This is a genomic window from Limnohabitans sp. Rim8 (genome assembly GCF_943326455.1).
Lineage (GTDB): Bacteria > Pseudomonadota > Gammaproteobacteria > Burkholderiales > Burkholderiaceae_C > Limnohabitans_A.
In genome coordinates this window covers 22,508-39,358 of sequence record NZ_CALPTI020000016.1, presented here as the reverse complement: position 1 = coordinate 39,358, position 16,851 = coordinate 22,508, and the positions used below count along the sequence as shown (strand labels likewise).

The following is a 16,851-nucleotide window of genomic DNA, read 5'->3' as shown; positions in this document are numbered from 1 at the left end:
TTTAAAGACAAGGGCCTGAATTGGGATTCGAAGCACTGGCGCTGCAACTGCTCAACGGCCTGAGCCACGCCACCACTTTGTTCTTAATGGCTTCCGGGTTGACGCTGATTTTTGGCGTGACCCGGATCGTCAACTTCGCGCACGGCAGTTTTTTCATGCTGGGCGCTTTGTGGTCGGCCCACGCGGTCACCCACTGGTGGCCCGACATGGCGGGCACCGCCTGGGGTTATGGCGCGGTGATCTTGATGGGCGCGTGTGTGGCGGCCTTGCTGGGGGCTGTGACCGAGGTGCTGCTGCTCAAGCGCATGCGCCACGCGCCTCAGCTTTACCAATTGGTGGCCACCTTTGGCTTGACGCTCGCGCTGCACGATGCGATGCGCTGGTTCTTTGGCCCTGAAGAGGTGTTCGCGCCGCGCTTTCCGGGTCTCAAGGGTGCCATCCAGCTGGGCGAGTCGTTTTTTCCAACTTGGCAACTGTTCACCCTGGTGCTTGGGCCTTTGGTTTGGCTGGGCTTGCACCTGTTGCTGACGCGCACGCTGTGGGGCCAGCGCGTGAAAGCCGCGACGCAAGACCGCGAGATGCTGGGCGCCCTGGGTGTGAACCCGGCGCCCCTCATGCTGGGCGTGGTCGTGCTGGGCTGCGGTTTGGCGGGTCTGGCCGGTGCGCTGCAGTTGCCGCGAGAACCTGCGCATTTGCAAATGGACGTGAACGTGGTGGTCGAGACCTTTGTGGTCGTGGTCACAGGGGGGTTGGGCAGCATCGGCGGGGCGTTTGCAGCGGCGGTGCTGATTGGGGTGATCCACGCCTTGGGCTTGAGTTTTTTTCCGCAAGCGACTTTGGTGCTGGTGTTTTTGACCATGGCGGTGGTGCTGGTTTGGCGGCCGCAGGGCTTGGCGGGGTCGTCCGCGCATGCCGAGCAACGTGAGAGCGTGCCGGTGTTTGCACTTTGGCCGGTGGGCATGGTGGGTCGCTGGCTGTTTGTGGCCAGCTTTGTCGGCTTGACGCTGCTGGCTTGGGGGCAGGGCGATTACGGCCGCAGCCTGGCCGAAGATGTGATGGTGATGATGCTGTTTGGCCTGAGCCTGCAGTGGATGATGGCTTTGGGCGGCTTGGTCAGTTTTGGCCATGCAGCATTTTTTGCGTTAGGTGCCTATGGCGCTGCACTGGCGCACCTGCATGGGGGCGCAGGTTTGCTCACCGCTTTGGCGGCAGGCATGGCGCTGGCGTTTGCCGTGGCTTTGGCTTTTGGGGCTTTGGTGGTGCGCAGCAGCGGGGTGTACTTGGCCATGCTGTCGCTGGCGCTGGCGCAAATGATTTGGGCAGGTGCCACGCAATGGGTGGGCCTGACGGGCGGTGACAACGGCTTGATTGGTTTGCGCTTGATCGCGCCCGAATCGCGGGCATTGGCGGATGCTGTGCTGTGCGCCTTCATGCTCTTGGCCTTGGCAGCCATGGCCCGCGCGGCCCGCTCGAGCCGGGGTGCGGCTTTGCAGGCTTTGCGGGATGCGCCGCTGCGGGCGGCCGCCAGCGGTTTGCCGGTGCAGGCGCTGCGATACCAGGTTTTTGTGGGCAGCGCCACTTTGGCTGGATTGGCCGGTGGCTTGTGGGCCGCCTTCAAAGGCGCGGTATTCCCGTCGGTGGCTTCGGTGGCCATGTCGGTCGATGCCCTGTTGGTGATTTTGCTGGGCGGCGTGCACCAGCTGTGGGGCTCGGCGGTGGGCAGTGCGCTGCTGGTGTGGGGCGGGGCCGAACTCGGCCGGGGGCTGGAGTATTGGCGCGGGGTGTTGGGTGTGGTGATCATGCTCGTGATGGTGCTGGCCCCCAGTGGTGTGTTGGGTGGGCTGCAGCTTTTGTTGCAACGCTTTCGCCCAAGCAAAGGTGTTGCTGCATGAGCCCCCAAACCTCCGTGGCACTGCAAGTCAAAGCCCTGGCCAAGCACTTTGGAGGCGTGCGGGCGCTCGATGGCGTGGACTTTTCGGTGTCCACAGGCCAGTGCGTGGCCCTGATCGGCCCCAACGGCGCGGGCAAGTCGACCTGTTTTGCCTGCTTGGCGGGCCAGCAAGTGCCCTCGGCGGGTGAGGTGATGTGGCAGGGCCAGTCCCTTTTGGGCAAACCACCTGCCGAGCGCCAACGCCTGGGCGTGGCGCGCACTTTTCAAGTGGCGCAAACTTTTGAGGCGCTCACCGTGCTGCAAAACATCCAATTGGTGCTGCGCACTTCGGCGCCATTGGCCTGGTGGGACAGGCTTGACCGACGCCAACCCGAGCGTGCCATGCAACTGGCCATTCAAGCGGGCCTGCAGACCCAGGCGCATGCCACGGTGACTGATTTGCCCTATGGTGCCAAAAAGCGCTTGGAGCTGGCCATGGCCCTGGCGGGCCTCCCTGAAGCAGACGCTGTTGTGGCAGCCGATGGGGAGCCGGCCAAAAGTCCGTCCTTGCTGCTGCTGGACGAACCTGCTGCCGGATTGGCCCTGGCCGAGCGGGCCGACATGATGGCGCTGGTGCGCCAGGTGGCATTGCAAGGCGTGACGGTGCTCTATACCGAGCACAACATGGACGCCGTGTTTGGCGTGGCGGACCGGGTGCTGGTGCTGATGCAAGGCCGTTTGGTGGCCGATGGCCTGCCTGAAGTGGTGGCCCAGGACCCGCAGGTGCGCGAGCGTTACCTGGGGCTCGACTTCGACCTGAAAGGTTTGCGCGATGCTCACCGTTAAAGGTCTGAACGCTTGGTACGGTCAAGCCCAGGCCTTGTTCGAGGTGAGCTTGTCGGTGGGCGAGGGCGAGCTGGTCGTCATTCAAGGCCTGAACGGCGCTGGCAAATCCACCCTGCTGCAAAGCCTGATCGGCATTGGCCCGCGGGCGCAAGGCCGAATCACCTGGCAAAACGAACCCATACAAGCTTGGCCCGCGCACCGACGCGCCCAAGCGGGTCTGGGTTTCGTGGCAGAGGACCGGCGCTTGTTCACCGGCTTGTCGGTGAAAGAAAACCTGTGGATCGCCGCACCTTCGGGTTCAAATGCCCAGGCCACGCCCGCGCAGCGCTTTGACCGTGTGATGTCTTTGTTTCCACAGCTGCAAACCATGCTGCACCGCCCGGCCAGCCAAATGAGCGGGGGCGAGCAGCAAATGCTGGCACTGGCACGCACCCTGATGATCGCCCCGCGCCTGTTGCTGCTGGACGAGCCTTGCGAGGGCATTGCCCCGGTGCTGGTGGCGGCCATGCGTGACGCCCTGTTGCAGCTGGCCCGTGAGGGCGTGGCCATGCTGGTGGCCGAGCAAAACAATATTTTGTCGGGACATGCCCAGCGCGTGCTCGTCTTGACCAGTGGACGCCTGCAAACGTTGGTTTGAGCCAGATTTGTCCGAGGTCAGGCATCCCTTACACTGATCCACAAGAACAAACGGTACCAGCCGTCAGAGACAACACCCACCATGATCATCACCAGTTTGCTCGACACCGACCTGTACAAATTCACCATGATGCAGGTCGTGCTGCACCAGTTTCCGGGGGCGCAGGTCGAATACAAGTTCAAGTGCCGCAACCCGGGTGTGCCCCTGGCGCCTTTTGCCGAAGAGATTCGCCGGGAAATACGCTCCCTGTGCAGCCTGAGCTTCAAGGAGACGGAGCTGCATTACCTGCGGTCGCTGCGCTTTATCAAAAGCGACTTTGTAGATTTTTTGGGTCTGTTCAAGCTCAACGAAAAATGCATCGAGGTCTTGCCACTGCCCACAGGTGAGATCGACATCACGATTCGCGGCCCTTGGTTGCACACGATTTTGTTTGAAATCCCGGTGCTGGCCATTGTCAATGAGGTCTACTTTCGAAACACCCAAAAAGTGCCCGACCTCATGGAAGGTCGCCGCCGTTTGGACACCAAAATCGCCCAGTTGCAGGCCACTGGCCTTGAAACCTTGAAGATTGCCGACTACGGCACGCGCAGGCGTTTTTCAAGGGCCTGGCACGAGGAAGTCTTGCGCGTGTTGTCGGCCCGATTAGGCACCGGCCCCGAGGGCCAGTTTGCGGGCACCAGCAATGTTTATTACGCTTATTTGCTGGGCCTGACGCCCTTGGGCACCATGGCGCACGAGTACCTGCAGGCCGCTCAGGCGTTGGGCCCCCGTTTGCGCGACAGCCAGGTGTTTGCTTTCGAGTCTTGGGCCAAAGAGTACCGGGGAGACCTGGGCATTGCGCTGAGCGATGTGTACGGTTTCAATGCCTTTTTGCGCGACTTTGACCTGTATTTTTGCAAGCTTTTTGACGGCGCACGGCACGACAGCGGCGACCCTTTCACTTGGGGTGAGCGCATGATCGCGCACTACCAGCAAAATCGGGTCGACCCCAAGACCAAGACACTGATTTTCAGTGACAGCCTGACCGTGCCGCGCACCATTGAGCTCTTTGAGCAATTTCGGGGCCGTTGTCAGTTGGCTTTTGGCGTGGGCACCAACCTGACCAACGATCTGGGCTATGAAGCGCTGCAAATTGTCATCAAGATGACCCGGTGTAACGGTCAGCCTGTGGCCAAATTGTCAGATTCCCCCGGCAAAGGCATGTGTGAAGACGAGAAGTACTTGGCTTATTTGAGCCAAGTGTTTGAAATTTCTTCAGCGGTCTGAAAAGGATTAAGGCGCCCGTTAACATACGCCACCTTTTTACAGGAGTTGCACCGATGACGCGATTGGGTACGAGATGGAACGCTTGGCTGGCTGTGCCAATGTTGCTGGCCATGTCCAGTGGGGCTTTTGCGGCTGATTTTGACGGTTCGCAATTGTCCGCCGTTTGGGGTGTGCCTTTTGCTGGCATTTTGTTGTCGATTGCCCTGATGCCTTTGCTGGTCCCGCATTTTTGGCACCACCATTACGGCAAAGTGGCCGCAGCTTGGGGTTTGGCATTTTTGGTCCCATTTGCCGTGGTGTTTGGCCCTGCAGCAGCGGGCGTCAACATGGTGCATGCGCTGTTTGCCGAATACATCCCTTTCATCATTTTGTTGACAGCTTTGTTCACCGTGTCCGGGGGTATTTTCATCCGTGGCAATTTGCATGGCAGTCCTGGTTTGAACACTGCCATCTTGGCCATCGGTGCTTTTTTGGCCAGTTTCATGGGCACCACGGGGGCTTCGATGTTGCTGATCCGTCCCTTGATCCGTGCCAATGACAACCGCAAACATGTGGCCCATGTGGTGGTTTTCTTCATCTTCATCGTGTCCAACGCGGGTGGTGCATTGACGCCCTTGGGCGACCCGCCTTTGTTTTTGGGCTTTCTCAAGGGGGTGGATTTTTTCTGGACTGTGAAAACACTCTTGCCCGAAACCTTGTTCATGGTGGGCAGTCTGTTGGCCATTTTTTACCTGATCGACTCTTGGTTCTACCACCGCCGTGAAGAGTTGTTGCCGAAAGACCCCACGCCCGACTCCAAGGCCATTGGCTTTGATGGCGGCATCAACTTTGTGTTGCTTGGCGCCGTGGTGGCTCTGGTGTTGATGAGCGGCTTTTGGAAGTCGCCGGTTTCGTTCAGCATTTATGGCACTGAGGTGGGCTTGCCTGGCATTTTGCGTGACATCGGCTTGGTGGTGGTCGCGCTTGTTTCGCTCAAAATCACGCCCAGTCAGGTGCACGCCGATAACCAGTTTGGCTGGGCTCCCATGGCCGAGGTGGCCAAGCTGTTTGCGGGCATCTTTCTCACCATCATCCCAGTGATCGCCATGCTCAAAGCGGGTGTCAACGGGCCATTTGGTGCGGTGGTGCAGGCCGTGACCCAGCCCGATGGCAGCCCCGACGTGTTGATGTATTTCTGGATCACAGGTGCACTGAGTTCGTTCTTGGACAACGCGCCCACTTATTTGGTGTTTTTCAACACAGCAGGTGGAGACCCTCAAGTCTTGATGACCACCTTGGCGCCAACCTTGGCAGCCATCTCGGCCGGAGCCGTGTTCATGGGCGCCAACACCTACATTGGCAATGCACCCAATTTGATGGTCAAGGCCATCGCCGAAGACCGTGGCGTCAAAATGCCCAGCTTCTTTGGCTACATGTTGTGGTCAGGTGGCATTTTGGTGCCCTTGTTTGTGGTGATGAGTTTTATCTGGTTCAAATGATGTCAAAACCTTCCATTTTGGTGGCCCGCGCCATCTTCCCCGAGGTCCTGCAATCCCTTGAGCAGGTGTTTGATGTGCAAAACAACCAGGCGGATCAAGTCTGGTCAGCTGACGAGCTCACACGCCGCATGCAAGGCAAAGTGGGCGCATTGACCACCGGCAGCGAGCGCATCGACACTGCGTTGCTGCAGGCCAACCCACAGTTGCGCATCGTTGCCAACATGGCTGTGGGTTACAACAACTTTGATGTGCCTGCCATGACCGCCGCTGGGGTGGTGGCCAGCAACACCCCTGATGTCTTGACCGAAACCACGGCCGACTTTGGCTTTGCCTTGCTCATGGCCACAGCCCGCCGCGTGACTGAGAGTGAGCATTACCTGCGTGCAGGCTTGTGGACGAAGTGGAGCTACGACATGTTTGCGGGGGCTGAGGTACATGGCTCGACCATTGGCATCATTGGCATGGGCCGCATCGGTCAAGGCATTGCTCGTCGTGCGGCGCATGGCTTTGGCATGAAGGTCATTTATCACAACCGCAGCCGTTTGAGCGCTGAATTGGAAGCCGATTGCAAAGCCACCTATGTCTCCAAGCAAGAACTCCTGAAAAGCGCAGACCATGTGATGCTGGTCGTGCCCTACAGTGCCGAGTCGCACCACACGATCGGCGCGGCCGAGCTTTCACAAATGAAGCCCACCGCCACACTGGTCAACATCGCGCGGGGTGGCATTGTGGACGATGCGGCCTTGGCCAAAGCACTGGCAGCGCGCCAAATCGCTGCAGCAGGCATTGATGTGTTCGAGGGTGAGCCCTCGGTGCACCCCGATTTGCTCAAGGTGCCCAATGTGGTTCTGACTCCGCACATCGCCAGCAGCACGGTCAAAACCCGCAAGGCCATGGCCCAACTGGCCGCTGACAACCTGGTGGCTTACCTGACCCGTGGCCAAGCCCTGACCCCCTTGAACAAGCTGCCAGGCCCTGCTGCATGATCGATTGGGCCCTGTTGGCCCTGGGGGGGCTGAACCTGTTGTTGTTGGCCTGGCTGCTGCTTCGTCGCAACGCTCCGCCCGCTGAGCAAGCGCAGGAAACTGCTGAGCTGTTGGCCGAACAAACCGCTTGGTTGCAACAGCAGTTTGGCCATCTGCAAGTCCAGTCGGAGCGGCTTGAACGCGAACTGCGCACCGAAATCAGCCAGTCTGGCGTGCAGGGGCGGCAAGAGGCCATGCAGAACCTCAGCTTGTTCCAGCAGTCTTTGCTGCAGCAAGGCGCCGAAGCCACGCGTACCCAAAACCAACAAATCGACGCGCTGGCCCAGCAATTGGCCTTGTTGCAAAAAAGCCTGACCGACAGCTTGGCCCAGCAAGTCAACGCTTTGTCTGAAGCCAATGCCAGGCGCCTGACCGAGATGCGCGGCACCATGGAAACCCAATTGGCCCAGCTGCAGCAAAGCAACGCCGCCAAGCTTGACGAAATGCGTCAGACCGTGGACGAGAAGCTGCAAGCCACATTGCAAGCCCGTTTGGGCGAGAGCTTCAAACAAGTGGCTGATCGTTTGGAGCAAGTGCACAAGGGCTTGGGCGAAATGAACACCTTGGCACAAGGGGTGGGCGATCTCAAGCACCTGCTGACCAACGTCAAAACACGGGGCATGTTTGGCGAGGCGCAATTGGCGTCTTTGCTGGAACAAGTGCTCACGCCCGAGCAGTACGCGGTGCAAGTGGCCACGCGCCCGGGTGACAAAAATCGGGTGGACTTTGCCATCCGCTTGCCAGGTCGTTCAGACCATGGCGAGCCGGTTTGGTTGCCGATCGATGCCAAGTTTCCGAACGAGGACTACGAGCGCTTGCTGGAGGCTCAAGGTCGCGCTGACCCGGTGCAGGCCGAGTTGTGCGCCAAAGCGCTGGAGACCCGCATCAAGCTTGAAGCCAAGTCGATCGCAGAAAAGTATTTGGAGCCCCCCCACACGACCGACTTTGCAGTCATGTTTTTGCCCACTGAAGGGCTTTACGCCGAAGTTTTGCGCCGTCCGGGCCTGATGGAGACCCTGCAGCGCGACCACCGCGTCACGTTGGCGGGCCCGACCAACCTGATGGCCATGCTCAATGCTTTGCAAATGGGTTTCAGAACCCTCGCGCTCGAAAAGCGTTCCAGCGAAGTCTGGCAGGTTTTGGGCGCAGTCAAGACCGAGTTTGGCAAGTTTGGCGATGTCTTGGACAAGGTGCGCAACCAGACCCAAACGGTGCTCAACACGCTGGACCAGGCCCAGACCCGCAGCAATGTCATGAACCGAGCATTGCGCCAAGTGGATGCCTTGCCCGAACCCGAGGCCCAGGCCTTGTTGCCCGGCAGCGAGCACTGATCCGTCCAGTGAAAGCCGGGGGTGACCTGACATGAAGACACTCCCTCAACTGATCGCAGGCCAAATTTTCTTGCACGCTTGCATGGCCGGTATGCGCATGGCCACGCCATTACTGGCTTTGAAGCAAGGCTACAGCCCTCTGGCTGTGGGCGCCTTGTTGGCTTTGTTTGCCCTGACCCAGGTTTTTTTGGCCTTGCCTGCAGGCCGGTACGTTGACCGCACGGGCCTCAAAAAACCGCTGCTCATCAGTGTGGCCATCTCGTCTGTGGGGGCCAGTTTGTCGGCCATTTGGCCGGTTTTCCCGGTCTTGTGCCTCAGTGCCTTGGCCACAGGCGGTGCCACGGGCATGTCGGTGATCGCCTTGCAGCGCCATGTGGGCCGCATGGCCCAAAACCCCGCTGAACTGCGTGTGGCCTTCAGTTGGCTGTCGATCGGCCCTGCCATCTCCAATTTTTTGGGCCCGGTGATGGCGGGTTTGTTGATTGACTTTGCCGGACCGCAACCGGCCCACATCGCAGGCTTTCAGTGGGCTTTTTTGTTGTTGGCCATGTTGCCTTTGAGCACTTGGTTTTGGGTGCGGGCAGTGCCCGAGTTGCATGCCCCCCCAGCGCCCGGTGAGGTTCAGCCCCGCCGAGCCATGGATTTGCTGGCCGAGCCCATGATGCGCCGTTTGCTGGGGGTCAATTGGGTGTTGTCCTCTTGTTGGGATGTGCATACTTTTGTGGTCCCGGTGCTGGGGCATGAGCGTGGTTACAGCGCTTCGGTGGTGGGCACCATCTTGGGTGCTTTTGCCATTGCGGCCACCTTCATTCGCGTGTGTTTGCCTTTCATCTCGCGCCATGTCAAGGAGTACCAGATCATCACGGGCTCAATGGCGTGTACCGCAGTCTTGTTTGGGCTTTATCCCTTCATGCCCACAGCTTGGGCGATGGGCTTGTGTTCGGTCATGTTGGGGCTGGTCTTGGGCACAGCGCAGCCTATGATCATGAGCACTTTGCACCAGATCACTCCGCCACACCGACATGGCGAGGCACTGGCGCTGAGGCTGATGAGCATCAACGCTTCCAGCGTGCTCATGCCGGTTCTTTTTGGTGCTGCTGGTGCGGTGGCGGGGGTGGGGCCTGTGTTCTGGGTGGTGGGGTCGGTCGTGGGCTGGGGATCGCAATGGGGCTGGCGGCTACGGCCAGCCAGTGCTCATTCCGAGAGATCCTGAAGCAACAAGGCGTCGTGAACTGTGTTTGTATCCAGTGGTTCGCCTGAAATCACTCTACAATTCGCCTCCATGGTCACCCAATCAACTGTCAAAACTTCCAACGAGTACTCTGAAGGCTCTATCCGCGTTCTGAAGGGCCTAGAGCCCGTCAAGCAACGCCCGGGCATGTACACCCGCACCGACAACCCCCTGCACATCATCCAAGAGGTGCTGGACAATGCCGCCGACGAGGCGTTGGCGGGTTACGGCAAAAAGATCAAGGTCATCTTGCACCTCGATGGCTCGGTCAGCATCGAAGACGATGGCCGGGGCATCCCCTTTGGCCTCCACCCCGAAGAAAACGCTCCGGTGATCGAGCTGGTGTTCACCCGCTTGCACGCGGGTGGTAAGTTTGACAAGGGCAAGGGTGGGGCTTACAGCTTCTCGGGCGGCCTGCATGGCGTGGGCGTTTCGGTGACCAACGCGCTGTCCAAACGACTGGAGGCCACCAGCTACCGCGAGGGCCAGGTGGCTAGCTTGGTGTTCTCGGGTGGCGACGTGACCGAGCCACTGGTCAAACGCGCCTCAGGCGAGGGGGACCGCAAGCAAGGCACGACCGTTCGCGCCTGGCCCGACGCCAAATACTTTGAATCCAGCGCCCTGCCCATGAACGAGCTGACGCACCTGTTGCGCAGCAAAGCCGTGCTCATGCCGGGTGTGACGGTGACCTTGGTGAATGAAAAAACCAAGGAGTCCCAGCAGTGGCAATACAAAGCCGGTCTGCGCGACTACCTCACGCAGACCCTGAACGGCGACCCGGTGATCCCGCTGTTTGAAGGCGAGGGCTATGCCGACGCCAACCACGACAGCTTCGCTGAAGGCGAGGGCGCTTCGTGGGCTGTGGCCTTCACCGAAGACGGCGCGCCGGTGCGTGAGAGCTACGTGAATTTGATCCCCACCAGCGCGGGCGGCACGCACGACAGTGGCCTGCGCGATGGCCTGTTTACCGCCGTCAAAAGCTTCATTGAGCTGCATGGCTTGCTGCCCAAGGGTGTCAAGCTCATGCCTGAAGACGTGTTCGCACGCGCCAGCTTTGTGCTGAGCGCCAAAGTGCTGGACCCGCAGTTTCAGGGCCAGATCAAAGAGCGCCTGAACTCGCGTGACGCAGTGCGGCTGGTCTCCAGCTATGTGCGTCCGGCGCTGGAGTTGTGGCTCAACGAGCATGTGGACTACGGCAAAAAACTGGCGGAGCTGGCCATCAAGGCTGCGCAAACCCGCCAAAAGGCTGGCCAAAAGGTCGAAAAACGCAAGAGCTCGGGCGTGGCCGTTCTGCCCGGTAAGCTGACCGATTGTGAGAGCAAAGATATCCTGCACAACGAGGTGTTTTTGGTGGAGGGTGATTCGGCCGGTGGCAGCGCCAAAATGGGCCGAAACAAAGAAAGCCAGGCCATCTTGCCTTTGCGCGGCAAGGTGCTCAACACCTGGGAGGTGGACCGTGACCGTTTGTTTGCCAACAACGAGATCCACGACATCTCGGTGGCCATCGGCGTGGACCCGCATGGCCCGGGTGACAACCCCGACATGAGCAACCTGCGCTACGGCAAGGTCTGCATCTTGTCGGATGCGGACGTGGACGGCTCGCACATCCAGGTGCTGCTGCTCACGCTGTTTTTCCGCCACTTCCCCAAATTGATTGAAGCGGGACATTTGTATGTGGCCAGGCCGCCGCTGTTCCGGGTCGATGCCCCCGCACGCGGCAAAAAGCCCGCCTCCAAAGCCTATGCGCTGGACGAGGGCGAGTTGACCGCCATCATCGACAAGCTGCGCAAAGATGGCGTGAAAGAAGGCGGCTGGAGCATCAGCCGTTTCAAAGGCTTGGGCGAGATGAGTGCTGAGCAGCTCTGGGACACCACACTCAACCCCGACACGCGCCGCCTGCTGCCCATCGAGCTGGGCCCGTTGGACAACGAGGGCACCGAAAACCTCATGACCCAGCTCATGGGCAAAGGCGAAGCCGCTGCCCGCCGCGAGCTGATGGAGCTGCATGGCGACAGCATCGAAATTGACGTGTGACGAATTCCCCGTAGGAGCCCACCCCGTGGGCGAAATGTCTGAGCAGATCTAACGCCCGCAGGCAGGCTCCTACCCTGAAAGAACCCGATGACCATTGACCTGTTGACCCCCGAAACCGCAGCCGCACCTGAAGGCGATCACCTTGGAGCCTACGCTCAGCGTGCCTACCTGGAATACGCGCTGTCCGTTGTCAAAGGCCGTGCCTTGCCGGATGTATGCGATGGCCAAAAACCCGTTCAGCGCCGCATTTTGTACTCGATGGACCGCATGGGCCTGTCGTACAGCGGCCCCAACAACAACACCGCCGCCAAGCCCGTCAAAAGCGCCCGTGTGGTGGGTGACGTGCTGGGCCGTTACCACCCGCACGGCGACACGGCGGCGTATGACGCGCTGGTGCGCATGGCGCAAGACTTCTCTCAGCGCTACCCGCTGATCGACGGCCAGGGCAACTTTGGCAGCCGGGACGGCGATGGTGCGGCGGCCATGCGCTACACCGAGGCGCGCTTGTCGCGCATCACCAGCTTGCTGCTGGATGAGATCGACATGGGCACGGTGGATTTCATCCCCAACTACGACGGCTCCACCGAAGAGCCGCGCCAGCTGCCCGCCCGCTTGCCTTTCAGCCTGCTCAACGGTGCCAGCGGCATCGCCGTGGGCCTGGCCACCGAAATCCCCAGCCACAACCTGCGCGAAGTGGCCGATGCTTGCGTTGCTTTGATCCGCAACGACAAGCTGAGCGACAGCGAGCTGATGGCCATCATCCCCGGCCCCGACTACCCCGGTGGCGGTCAGATCATCAGCCCGGCCAGTGACATTGCCGACGCGTACCGCACGGGACGCGGCAGCCTCAAAGTGCGTGCCCGCTGGAAGATCGAGGACCTGGCTCGAGGCCAATGGCAACTGGTGGTGACCGAATTGCCGCAAGGTGTGAGCTCGCAGCGCGTGCTCGAAGAGATCGAAGAACTGACCAACCCCAAGGTCAAAGCCGGTAAAAAAGCGCTCAGCACCGATCAGGTCCAGCTCAAAGCCAGTATCCTGAATGTGCTCGATGTGGTGCGTGACGAATCGAGCAAAGACGCCGCTGTTCGCCTGGTGTTCGAGCCCAAGACCAGCCGCATTGAACAGACCGAACTCATCACCGCCTTGCTGGCGCACACCAGTCTGGAAACGTCTGCGCCCATCAACATGACCTCGGTGGGCATCGACGGCAAACCGATTCAGAAGTCGCTGCGCCAAATGTTGGTGGAGTGGATCAGTTTCCGCCAGGCCACCATCACCCGCCGCAGCCAGCACCGCCTGAACAAAGTGCTGGACCGCATCCACATTCTGGAGGGCCGCCAGCTGGTGTTGCTCAACATCGACGAGGTGATCCGCATCATCCGTCACAGCGATGAGCCCAAGCCCGCGCTGATCGAAGCTTTCAGGCTCAGTGACCGTCAGGCCGAAGACATCCTTGAAATTCGCCTGCGCCAACTGGCCCGCTTGGAGGCCATCAAGATCGAGCAAGAACTGAGTGAGTTGCGCCAAGAGCAAGGCAAGCTCGAAGAGATTCTGGGCAGCCCCGCCGCCCTGCGTCGCCTGATGATCAAGGAGATCGAAGCCGACGCGAAGACATTTGCCGACCCGCGTCGAACGCTGATCCAGGAAGAAAAAAAAGCCATCGCCGAAGTCAAGGTGGTGGACGAACCGGTGACGGTGGTCGTGTCCGAAAAAGGCTGGGTCCGTGCCCGCACCGGCCACGGCCATGACGCCAGCAGCTTTGCCTTCAAGGCCGGCGACGGCCTGTATGGCACCTTCGAATGCCGCACGGTGGACACGCTGCTGATCTTTGGCAGCAACGGGCGCATCTACAGCGTGCCCGTGGCCACACTGCCGGGCGCACGCGGTGACGGCCAACCGGTGACCACGCTGATTGAGCTGGAAGCCACGACGCAAATCGCCCACTACTTTGCCGGCCCGACCCACGCCACGCTGCTGCTGAGCGGCTCGGGCGGCTACGGCTTCATGGCTTCGGTCGAGAACATGATTTCTCGCAACAAAGCAGGCAAGGCCTTCATCAGCCTGGGCGAGGGCGAAACCGTCTGCGCTCCTAGCCATGTGAGCGGCTCCAGCGCCACGGTGCCTGCCGACAAGCAGCCCATGCCCGCGGCCACCAGCGTCTGCTGCGCTAGCACGGGCGGTCGTGTGCTGACCTTTGAGATCAGCGAGCTCAAAACCATGGAAAAAGGCGGTCGGGGCCTGATGCTCATCGACCTGGAAGCCAAAGACAACCTGGCAGGTGCGGCGGCCTATACCCGCAGCGTCAAGATCGCGGGCATTGGCCGGGGCGGTAAGGACCGTGAAGAAACGCTGGAAATCCGCAGCCTGAACAACGCCAAAACCGCCCGCGCCAAAAAAGGCAAAGTGGCGGACTTGGGCTTCAAGCCGAACCGGGTGTCGCGGGTGGAGTCATCATGATCACTCCCGGCAACCGAATGCACCCTCTTGACGAAGCCATCGCCCTGCGCGTCACAGAGCGTCTGGACTTGCCTCACGAATTCACGGGTGCCACCCATCCTGCCTACGCCAACATGGTCGGGCCCTTTGGGGGCACCACAGCCGCGCAGTTGTTGCAGGCCGCTCTTTTGCATCCAGAGCGCCTGGGCGAGCCCGTGGCCCTGACGGTCAACTTTGCAGCCCCGGTGGCCGATGGCGAGATCCGCTTTGTGGCCCGTCCCGTGCGCACCAACCGATCGACCCAGCACTGGATCATCGAGGCGCATCAAACGGCCCATGACACGGAGGGCGTGGTGGCCACCGCCACAGCGGTGTTTGCGGTGCGGCGCGAGACCTGGTCGGATGTGGAGGCCGTGATGCCAGCCAACGTGCCCGCGCCCGACGCCGTGCCCCGCATGCCGGTCCAAGGCATGCCCGCTTGGCCGCAGCGCTACGACATGCGTTTTGTTGAAGGCGCTTTCCCCTTGGCCTTTGATGAGCAAGAGCAAACCCATTCGCGCTCGACACTGTGGGTGCGCGACGAGCCTGAGCGGGCGTTGGACTTTGCCTCTTTGGCGGCCTTGAGCGACAGCTTTTTTCCGCGCATCTACATTCGCCGTCGCCGCCGCGCCATGATCGGCACGGTGTCCCTCACCACCTATTTCCACGCCGACAGCGCCTTGATGGCGCAGGTCGGTACGCGCCATGTGCTGGGCGTGGCCAAAGCGCTCAACTACCGCCACGGTTACTTTGACCAGACCGGCGAGTTGTGGAGCCCCGAAGGCCAGCTGCTGGCGAGCACGCACCAGCTGGTGTATTTCAAGGATTGACCGTTCAGCGCTTCATCTGTTGCAGCGCACTCGCCACTTCTGTCACCAGCGCTGGGCCTTTGTAGATGAGGCCGGTGTAGATCTGCACCACATCGGCCCCGGCTTCTATTTTTGAAATCGCGTCATGTCCGCTCAAGATGCCGCCCACACCGATGATGGGGAAGTCTTTGCCCAACGCGGCGCGCAGGCCACGGATCACCCGGTTGCTGCTGTCCAAAACAGGCGAACCCGACAAGCCGCCCATTTCTTCGGCATGTAGCAGGCCGCTCACGGCGTCGCGGGCCAGGGTGGTGTTGGTGGCGATCACGCCGTCCATGCCATGCTTTTGCAAGGTGGCGGCGATCACGCCGACTTGGGTGTCGTCCAGATCGGGGGCGATTTTGAGGAACATCGGCACGCGGCGGCCGTATTCGATGGCCAGTTCTTCGCGCCGTGCGACCAGGGCGCCCAGCAGGCCGTCCAATGCCTCATCGCTTTGCAGGGCGCGCAGGTTTTTGGTGTTGGGGCTGGAGATGTTCACCGTCACGTAGTCGGCATGCGGGTACACACCAGCCAGGGCGATGAGGTAGTCATCGGTGGCGTTCTCAATCGGTGTGGCGGCGTTTTTGCCGATATTGAGGCCCAAGAGGCGCCCTTGTTGCCGGAATTTGGAGCGCTTGACGTTGGCCACAAAAGCATCCAGCCCGTCGTTGTTGAAACCCAGTCGGTTGATCAAGGCTTGCGCTTCAGGCAGGCGAAACATGCGGGGTTTGGGGTTGCCCGGCTGCGCCTTGGGCGTCACGGTGCCGACTTCGACAAAGCCAAAACCCATGGCGCCCAGACCATCGATGCAGCGGGCGTTTTTGTCCAGACCGGCAGCCAAGCCCACGCGGTTAGGAAACTGCAGACCCGCCAAGGTGATGGGCTGGGCCACAAAGGGTTGACGGTACACGCGGTCAAGCGGGGTGTTTTGGGTTCGGGCCAAGCCCTCAATGGTCAGGTCGTGTGCCTCTTCGGGGTCCATCTTGAACAAAAAGGAGCGGGCGAGGGCGTAAGGGATCAGGGACATTGGATAATTCCGGTCTTGTGCAGGATACTGCGGCGTTGGGCTGAATGGCCTTGATTGTCGCAAACCCCGGCCTGTTTCTTTTGATTCCCGAACCGAGCTGCTTTCATGACCCAAGACGAACTCAAAGCCCTGGTGGGCCATGCCGCCCTGAAATACGTGGTGCCTGGCGAGATTGTGGGCGTGGGCACGGGCTCCACGGTGAATAAATTCATCGATGCGCTGGCCAGCATGAAAGACCAGATCAAGGGCGCAGTGTCCAGCTCCGAAGCTTCCACAGTGCGCCTCAAGGCTCTGGGCATACCGGTGCTTGACAGCAACGAAGTCGAGAGCCTATCGGTCTACATCGATGGCGCGGACGAGATTGATCACCAAGGTCATATGGTCAAAGGCGGTGGCGCTGCGTTAACCCGCGAAAAAATCGTCGCTGCACAGTCCAAACAATTCGTCTGCATCGCGGACGAGAGCAAGCTGGTGCAGGCTTTGGGCGCTTTCCCATTGCCGGTAGAAGTGATCCCCATGGCCACCGCCCGGGTGATGCGCCAGTTCGCAGCCATGGGCGGCAGTGCGGTGGTTCGCATGCAAGACGGTCAGCCGCTGGTCACCGACAACGGCCAGTACATCGTCGATGTGAAGGGTCTCAAAATCACAGACCCGGTTGCCTTTGAATCAGAGGTCAGCCAGTGGCCCGGCGTGGTCACCGTCGGGGTATTTGCCCATCAAAAAGCCCAAGTGTGCTTGCTGGGCACCTCTGAAGGCGTGAAGACGCTGAATTTTTGAAGG

13 protein-coding genes are annotated in these 16,851 nt (G+C 60.5%); 12 read left to right on the top strand and 1 reads right to left on the bottom strand.

The annotated features are described in order from the left end of the window. Nucleotides 1-20 precede the first annotated feature (20 nt). The 11 genes from Q1M54_RS11445 (at nt 21) to Q1M54_RS11395 (ending at nt 15,023) form a co-directional block, all read left to right on the top strand. Complete coding sequence (locus Q1M54_RS11445) at nt 21-1,892, top strand: ABC transporter permease (protein ID WP_300557284.1); 1,872 nt, start codon at nt 21-23, stop codon at nt 1,890-1,892. Next, nucleotides 1,889-2,716 (top strand): ABC transporter ATP-binding protein, encoded by an 828-nt coding sequence (locus Q1M54_RS11440; RefSeq protein WP_300557283.1) that lies wholly within the window; start codon nt 1,889-1,891, stop codon nt 2,714-2,716. The genes Q1M54_RS11445 and Q1M54_RS11440 overlap by 4 nt, the downstream gene beginning before the upstream one ends. Further along, nucleotides 2,703-3,353, top strand: coding sequence for an ABC transporter ATP-binding protein (locus Q1M54_RS11435; RefSeq protein ID WP_300557282.1), 651 nt, complete (start codon nt 2,703-2,705; stop codon nt 3,351-3,353). Before Q1M54_RS11440 ends, Q1M54_RS11435 begins: the two co-directional genes overlap by 14 nt. An 81-nt stretch (nt 3,354-3,434) precedes the next feature. Then, nucleotides 3,435-4,619 carry a nicotinate phosphoribosyltransferase gene (gene pncB / locus Q1M54_RS11430; protein ID WP_300557281.1) on the top strand — a complete coding sequence of 395 codons (1,185 nt, stop codon included), beginning with the start codon at nt 3,435-3,437 and terminating at the stop codon, nt 4,617-4,619. 98 nt (nt 4,620-4,717) lie between these two features. Beyond that, nucleotides 4,718-6,097 (top strand): sodium:proton antiporter, encoded by a 1,380-nt coding sequence (locus Q1M54_RS11425; RefSeq protein WP_300557351.1) that lies wholly within the window; start codon nt 4,718-4,720, stop codon nt 6,095-6,097. After that, the gene (locus tag Q1M54_RS11420) at nt 6,097-7,083 is read left to right on the top strand and encodes a D-glycerate dehydrogenase (protein ID WP_300557280.1); all 987 of its coding nucleotides are present in this window, start codon (nt 6,097-6,099) and stop codon (nt 7,081-7,083) included. The genes Q1M54_RS11425 and Q1M54_RS11420 overlap by 1 nt, the downstream gene beginning before the upstream one ends. Next, complete coding sequence (gene rmuC / locus Q1M54_RS11415) at nt 7,080-8,453, top strand: DNA recombination protein RmuC (RefSeq protein WP_300557279.1); 1,374 nt, start codon at nt 7,080-7,082, stop codon at nt 8,451-8,453. The genes Q1M54_RS11420 and rmuC overlap by 4 nt, the downstream gene beginning before the upstream one ends. Nucleotides 8,454-8,484: 31 nt before the next feature. Continuing rightward, on the top strand, nt 8,485-9,666 hold the full coding sequence (locus tag Q1M54_RS11410) for an MFS transporter (protein WP_300557278.1): 1,182 nt from the start codon (nt 8,485-8,487) through the stop codon (nt 9,664-9,666). A 69-nt stretch (nt 9,667-9,735) separates the two neighbouring features. Further along, on the top strand, nt 9,736-11,718 hold the full coding sequence (locus tag Q1M54_RS11405; RefSeq protein ID WP_300557277.1) for a DNA topoisomerase IV subunit B: 1,983 nt from the start codon (nt 9,736-9,738) through the stop codon (nt 11,716-11,718). A gap of 87 nt (nt 11,719-11,805) precedes the next feature. After that, on the top strand, nt 11,806-14,175 hold the full coding sequence (gene parC, locus Q1M54_RS11400) for a DNA topoisomerase IV subunit A (protein WP_300557276.1): 2,370 nt from the start codon (nt 11,806-11,808) through the stop codon (nt 14,173-14,175). Next, entirely contained in the window at nt 14,172-15,023 is an 852-nt protein-coding gene (locus tag Q1M54_RS11395; RefSeq protein ID WP_300557275.1) for a thioesterase family protein, read from the top strand. Before parC ends, Q1M54_RS11395 begins: the two co-directional genes overlap by 4 nt. Nucleotides 15,024-15,027: 4 nt before the next feature. Here the strand turns inward: Q1M54_RS11395 and Q1M54_RS11390 are convergent, their stop codons facing one another. After that, nucleotides 15,028-16,071, bottom strand: a complete 1,044-nt coding sequence (locus tag Q1M54_RS11390) for a quinone-dependent dihydroorotate dehydrogenase (protein ID WP_300557274.1) — start codon at nt 16,069-16,071, stop codon at nt 15,028-15,030. Between the two features lie 105 nt (nt 16,072-16,176). On the opposite strand from Q1M54_RS11390, the gene rpiA reads away from it, so the two are divergent. Beyond that, entirely contained in the window at nt 16,177-16,848 is a 672-nt protein-coding gene (rpiA, locus tag Q1M54_RS11385) for a ribose-5-phosphate isomerase RpiA (protein WP_300557273.1), read from the top strand. The last annotated feature ends 3 nt before the right edge of the window (nt 16,849-16,851 follow it).

Coding starts and splice junctions, on each gene's coding strand:
- Q1M54_RS11390 (WP_300557274.1), bottom strand. CDS start 16,071: ATGTCCCTGATCCCTTACGCCCTCGCCCGCTCCTTTTTGTTCAAGATG.
- pncB (WP_300557281.1), top strand. CDS start 3,435: ATGATCATCACCAGTTTGCTCGACACCGACCTGTACAAATTCACCATG.
- Q1M54_RS11395 (WP_300557275.1), top strand. CDS start 14,172: ATGATCACTCCCGGCAACCGAATGCACCCTCTTGACGAAGCCATCGCC.
- Q1M54_RS11420 (WP_300557280.1), top strand. CDS start 6,097: ATGTCAAAACCTTCCATTTTGGTGGCCCGCGCCATCTTCCCCGAGGTC.
- rmuC (WP_300557279.1), top strand. CDS start 7,080: ATGATCGATTGGGCCCTGTTGGCCCTGGGGGGGCTGAACCTGTTGTTG.
- Q1M54_RS11405 (WP_300557277.1), top strand. CDS start 9,736: ATGGTCACCCAATCAACTGTCAAAACTTCCAACGAGTACTCTGAAGGC.
- Q1M54_RS11410 (WP_300557278.1), top strand. CDS start 8,485: ATGAAGACACTCCCTCAACTGATCGCAGGCCAAATTTTCTTGCACGCT.
- rpiA (WP_300557273.1), top strand. CDS start 16,177: ATGACCCAAGACGAACTCAAAGCCCTGGTGGGCCATGCCGCCCTGAAA.
- parC (WP_300557276.1), top strand. CDS start 11,806: ATGACCATTGACCTGTTGACCCCCGAAACCGCAGCCGCACCTGAAGGC.
- Q1M54_RS11440 (WP_300557283.1), top strand. CDS start 1,889: ATGAGCCCCCAAACCTCCGTGGCACTGCAAGTCAAAGCCCTGGCCAAG.
- Q1M54_RS11435 (WP_300557282.1), top strand. CDS start 2,703: ATGCTCACCGTTAAAGGTCTGAACGCTTGGTACGGTCAAGCCCAGGCC.
- Q1M54_RS11425 (WP_300557351.1), top strand. CDS start 4,718: ATGTTGCTGGCCATGTCCAGTGGGGCTTTTGCGGCTGATTTTGACGGT.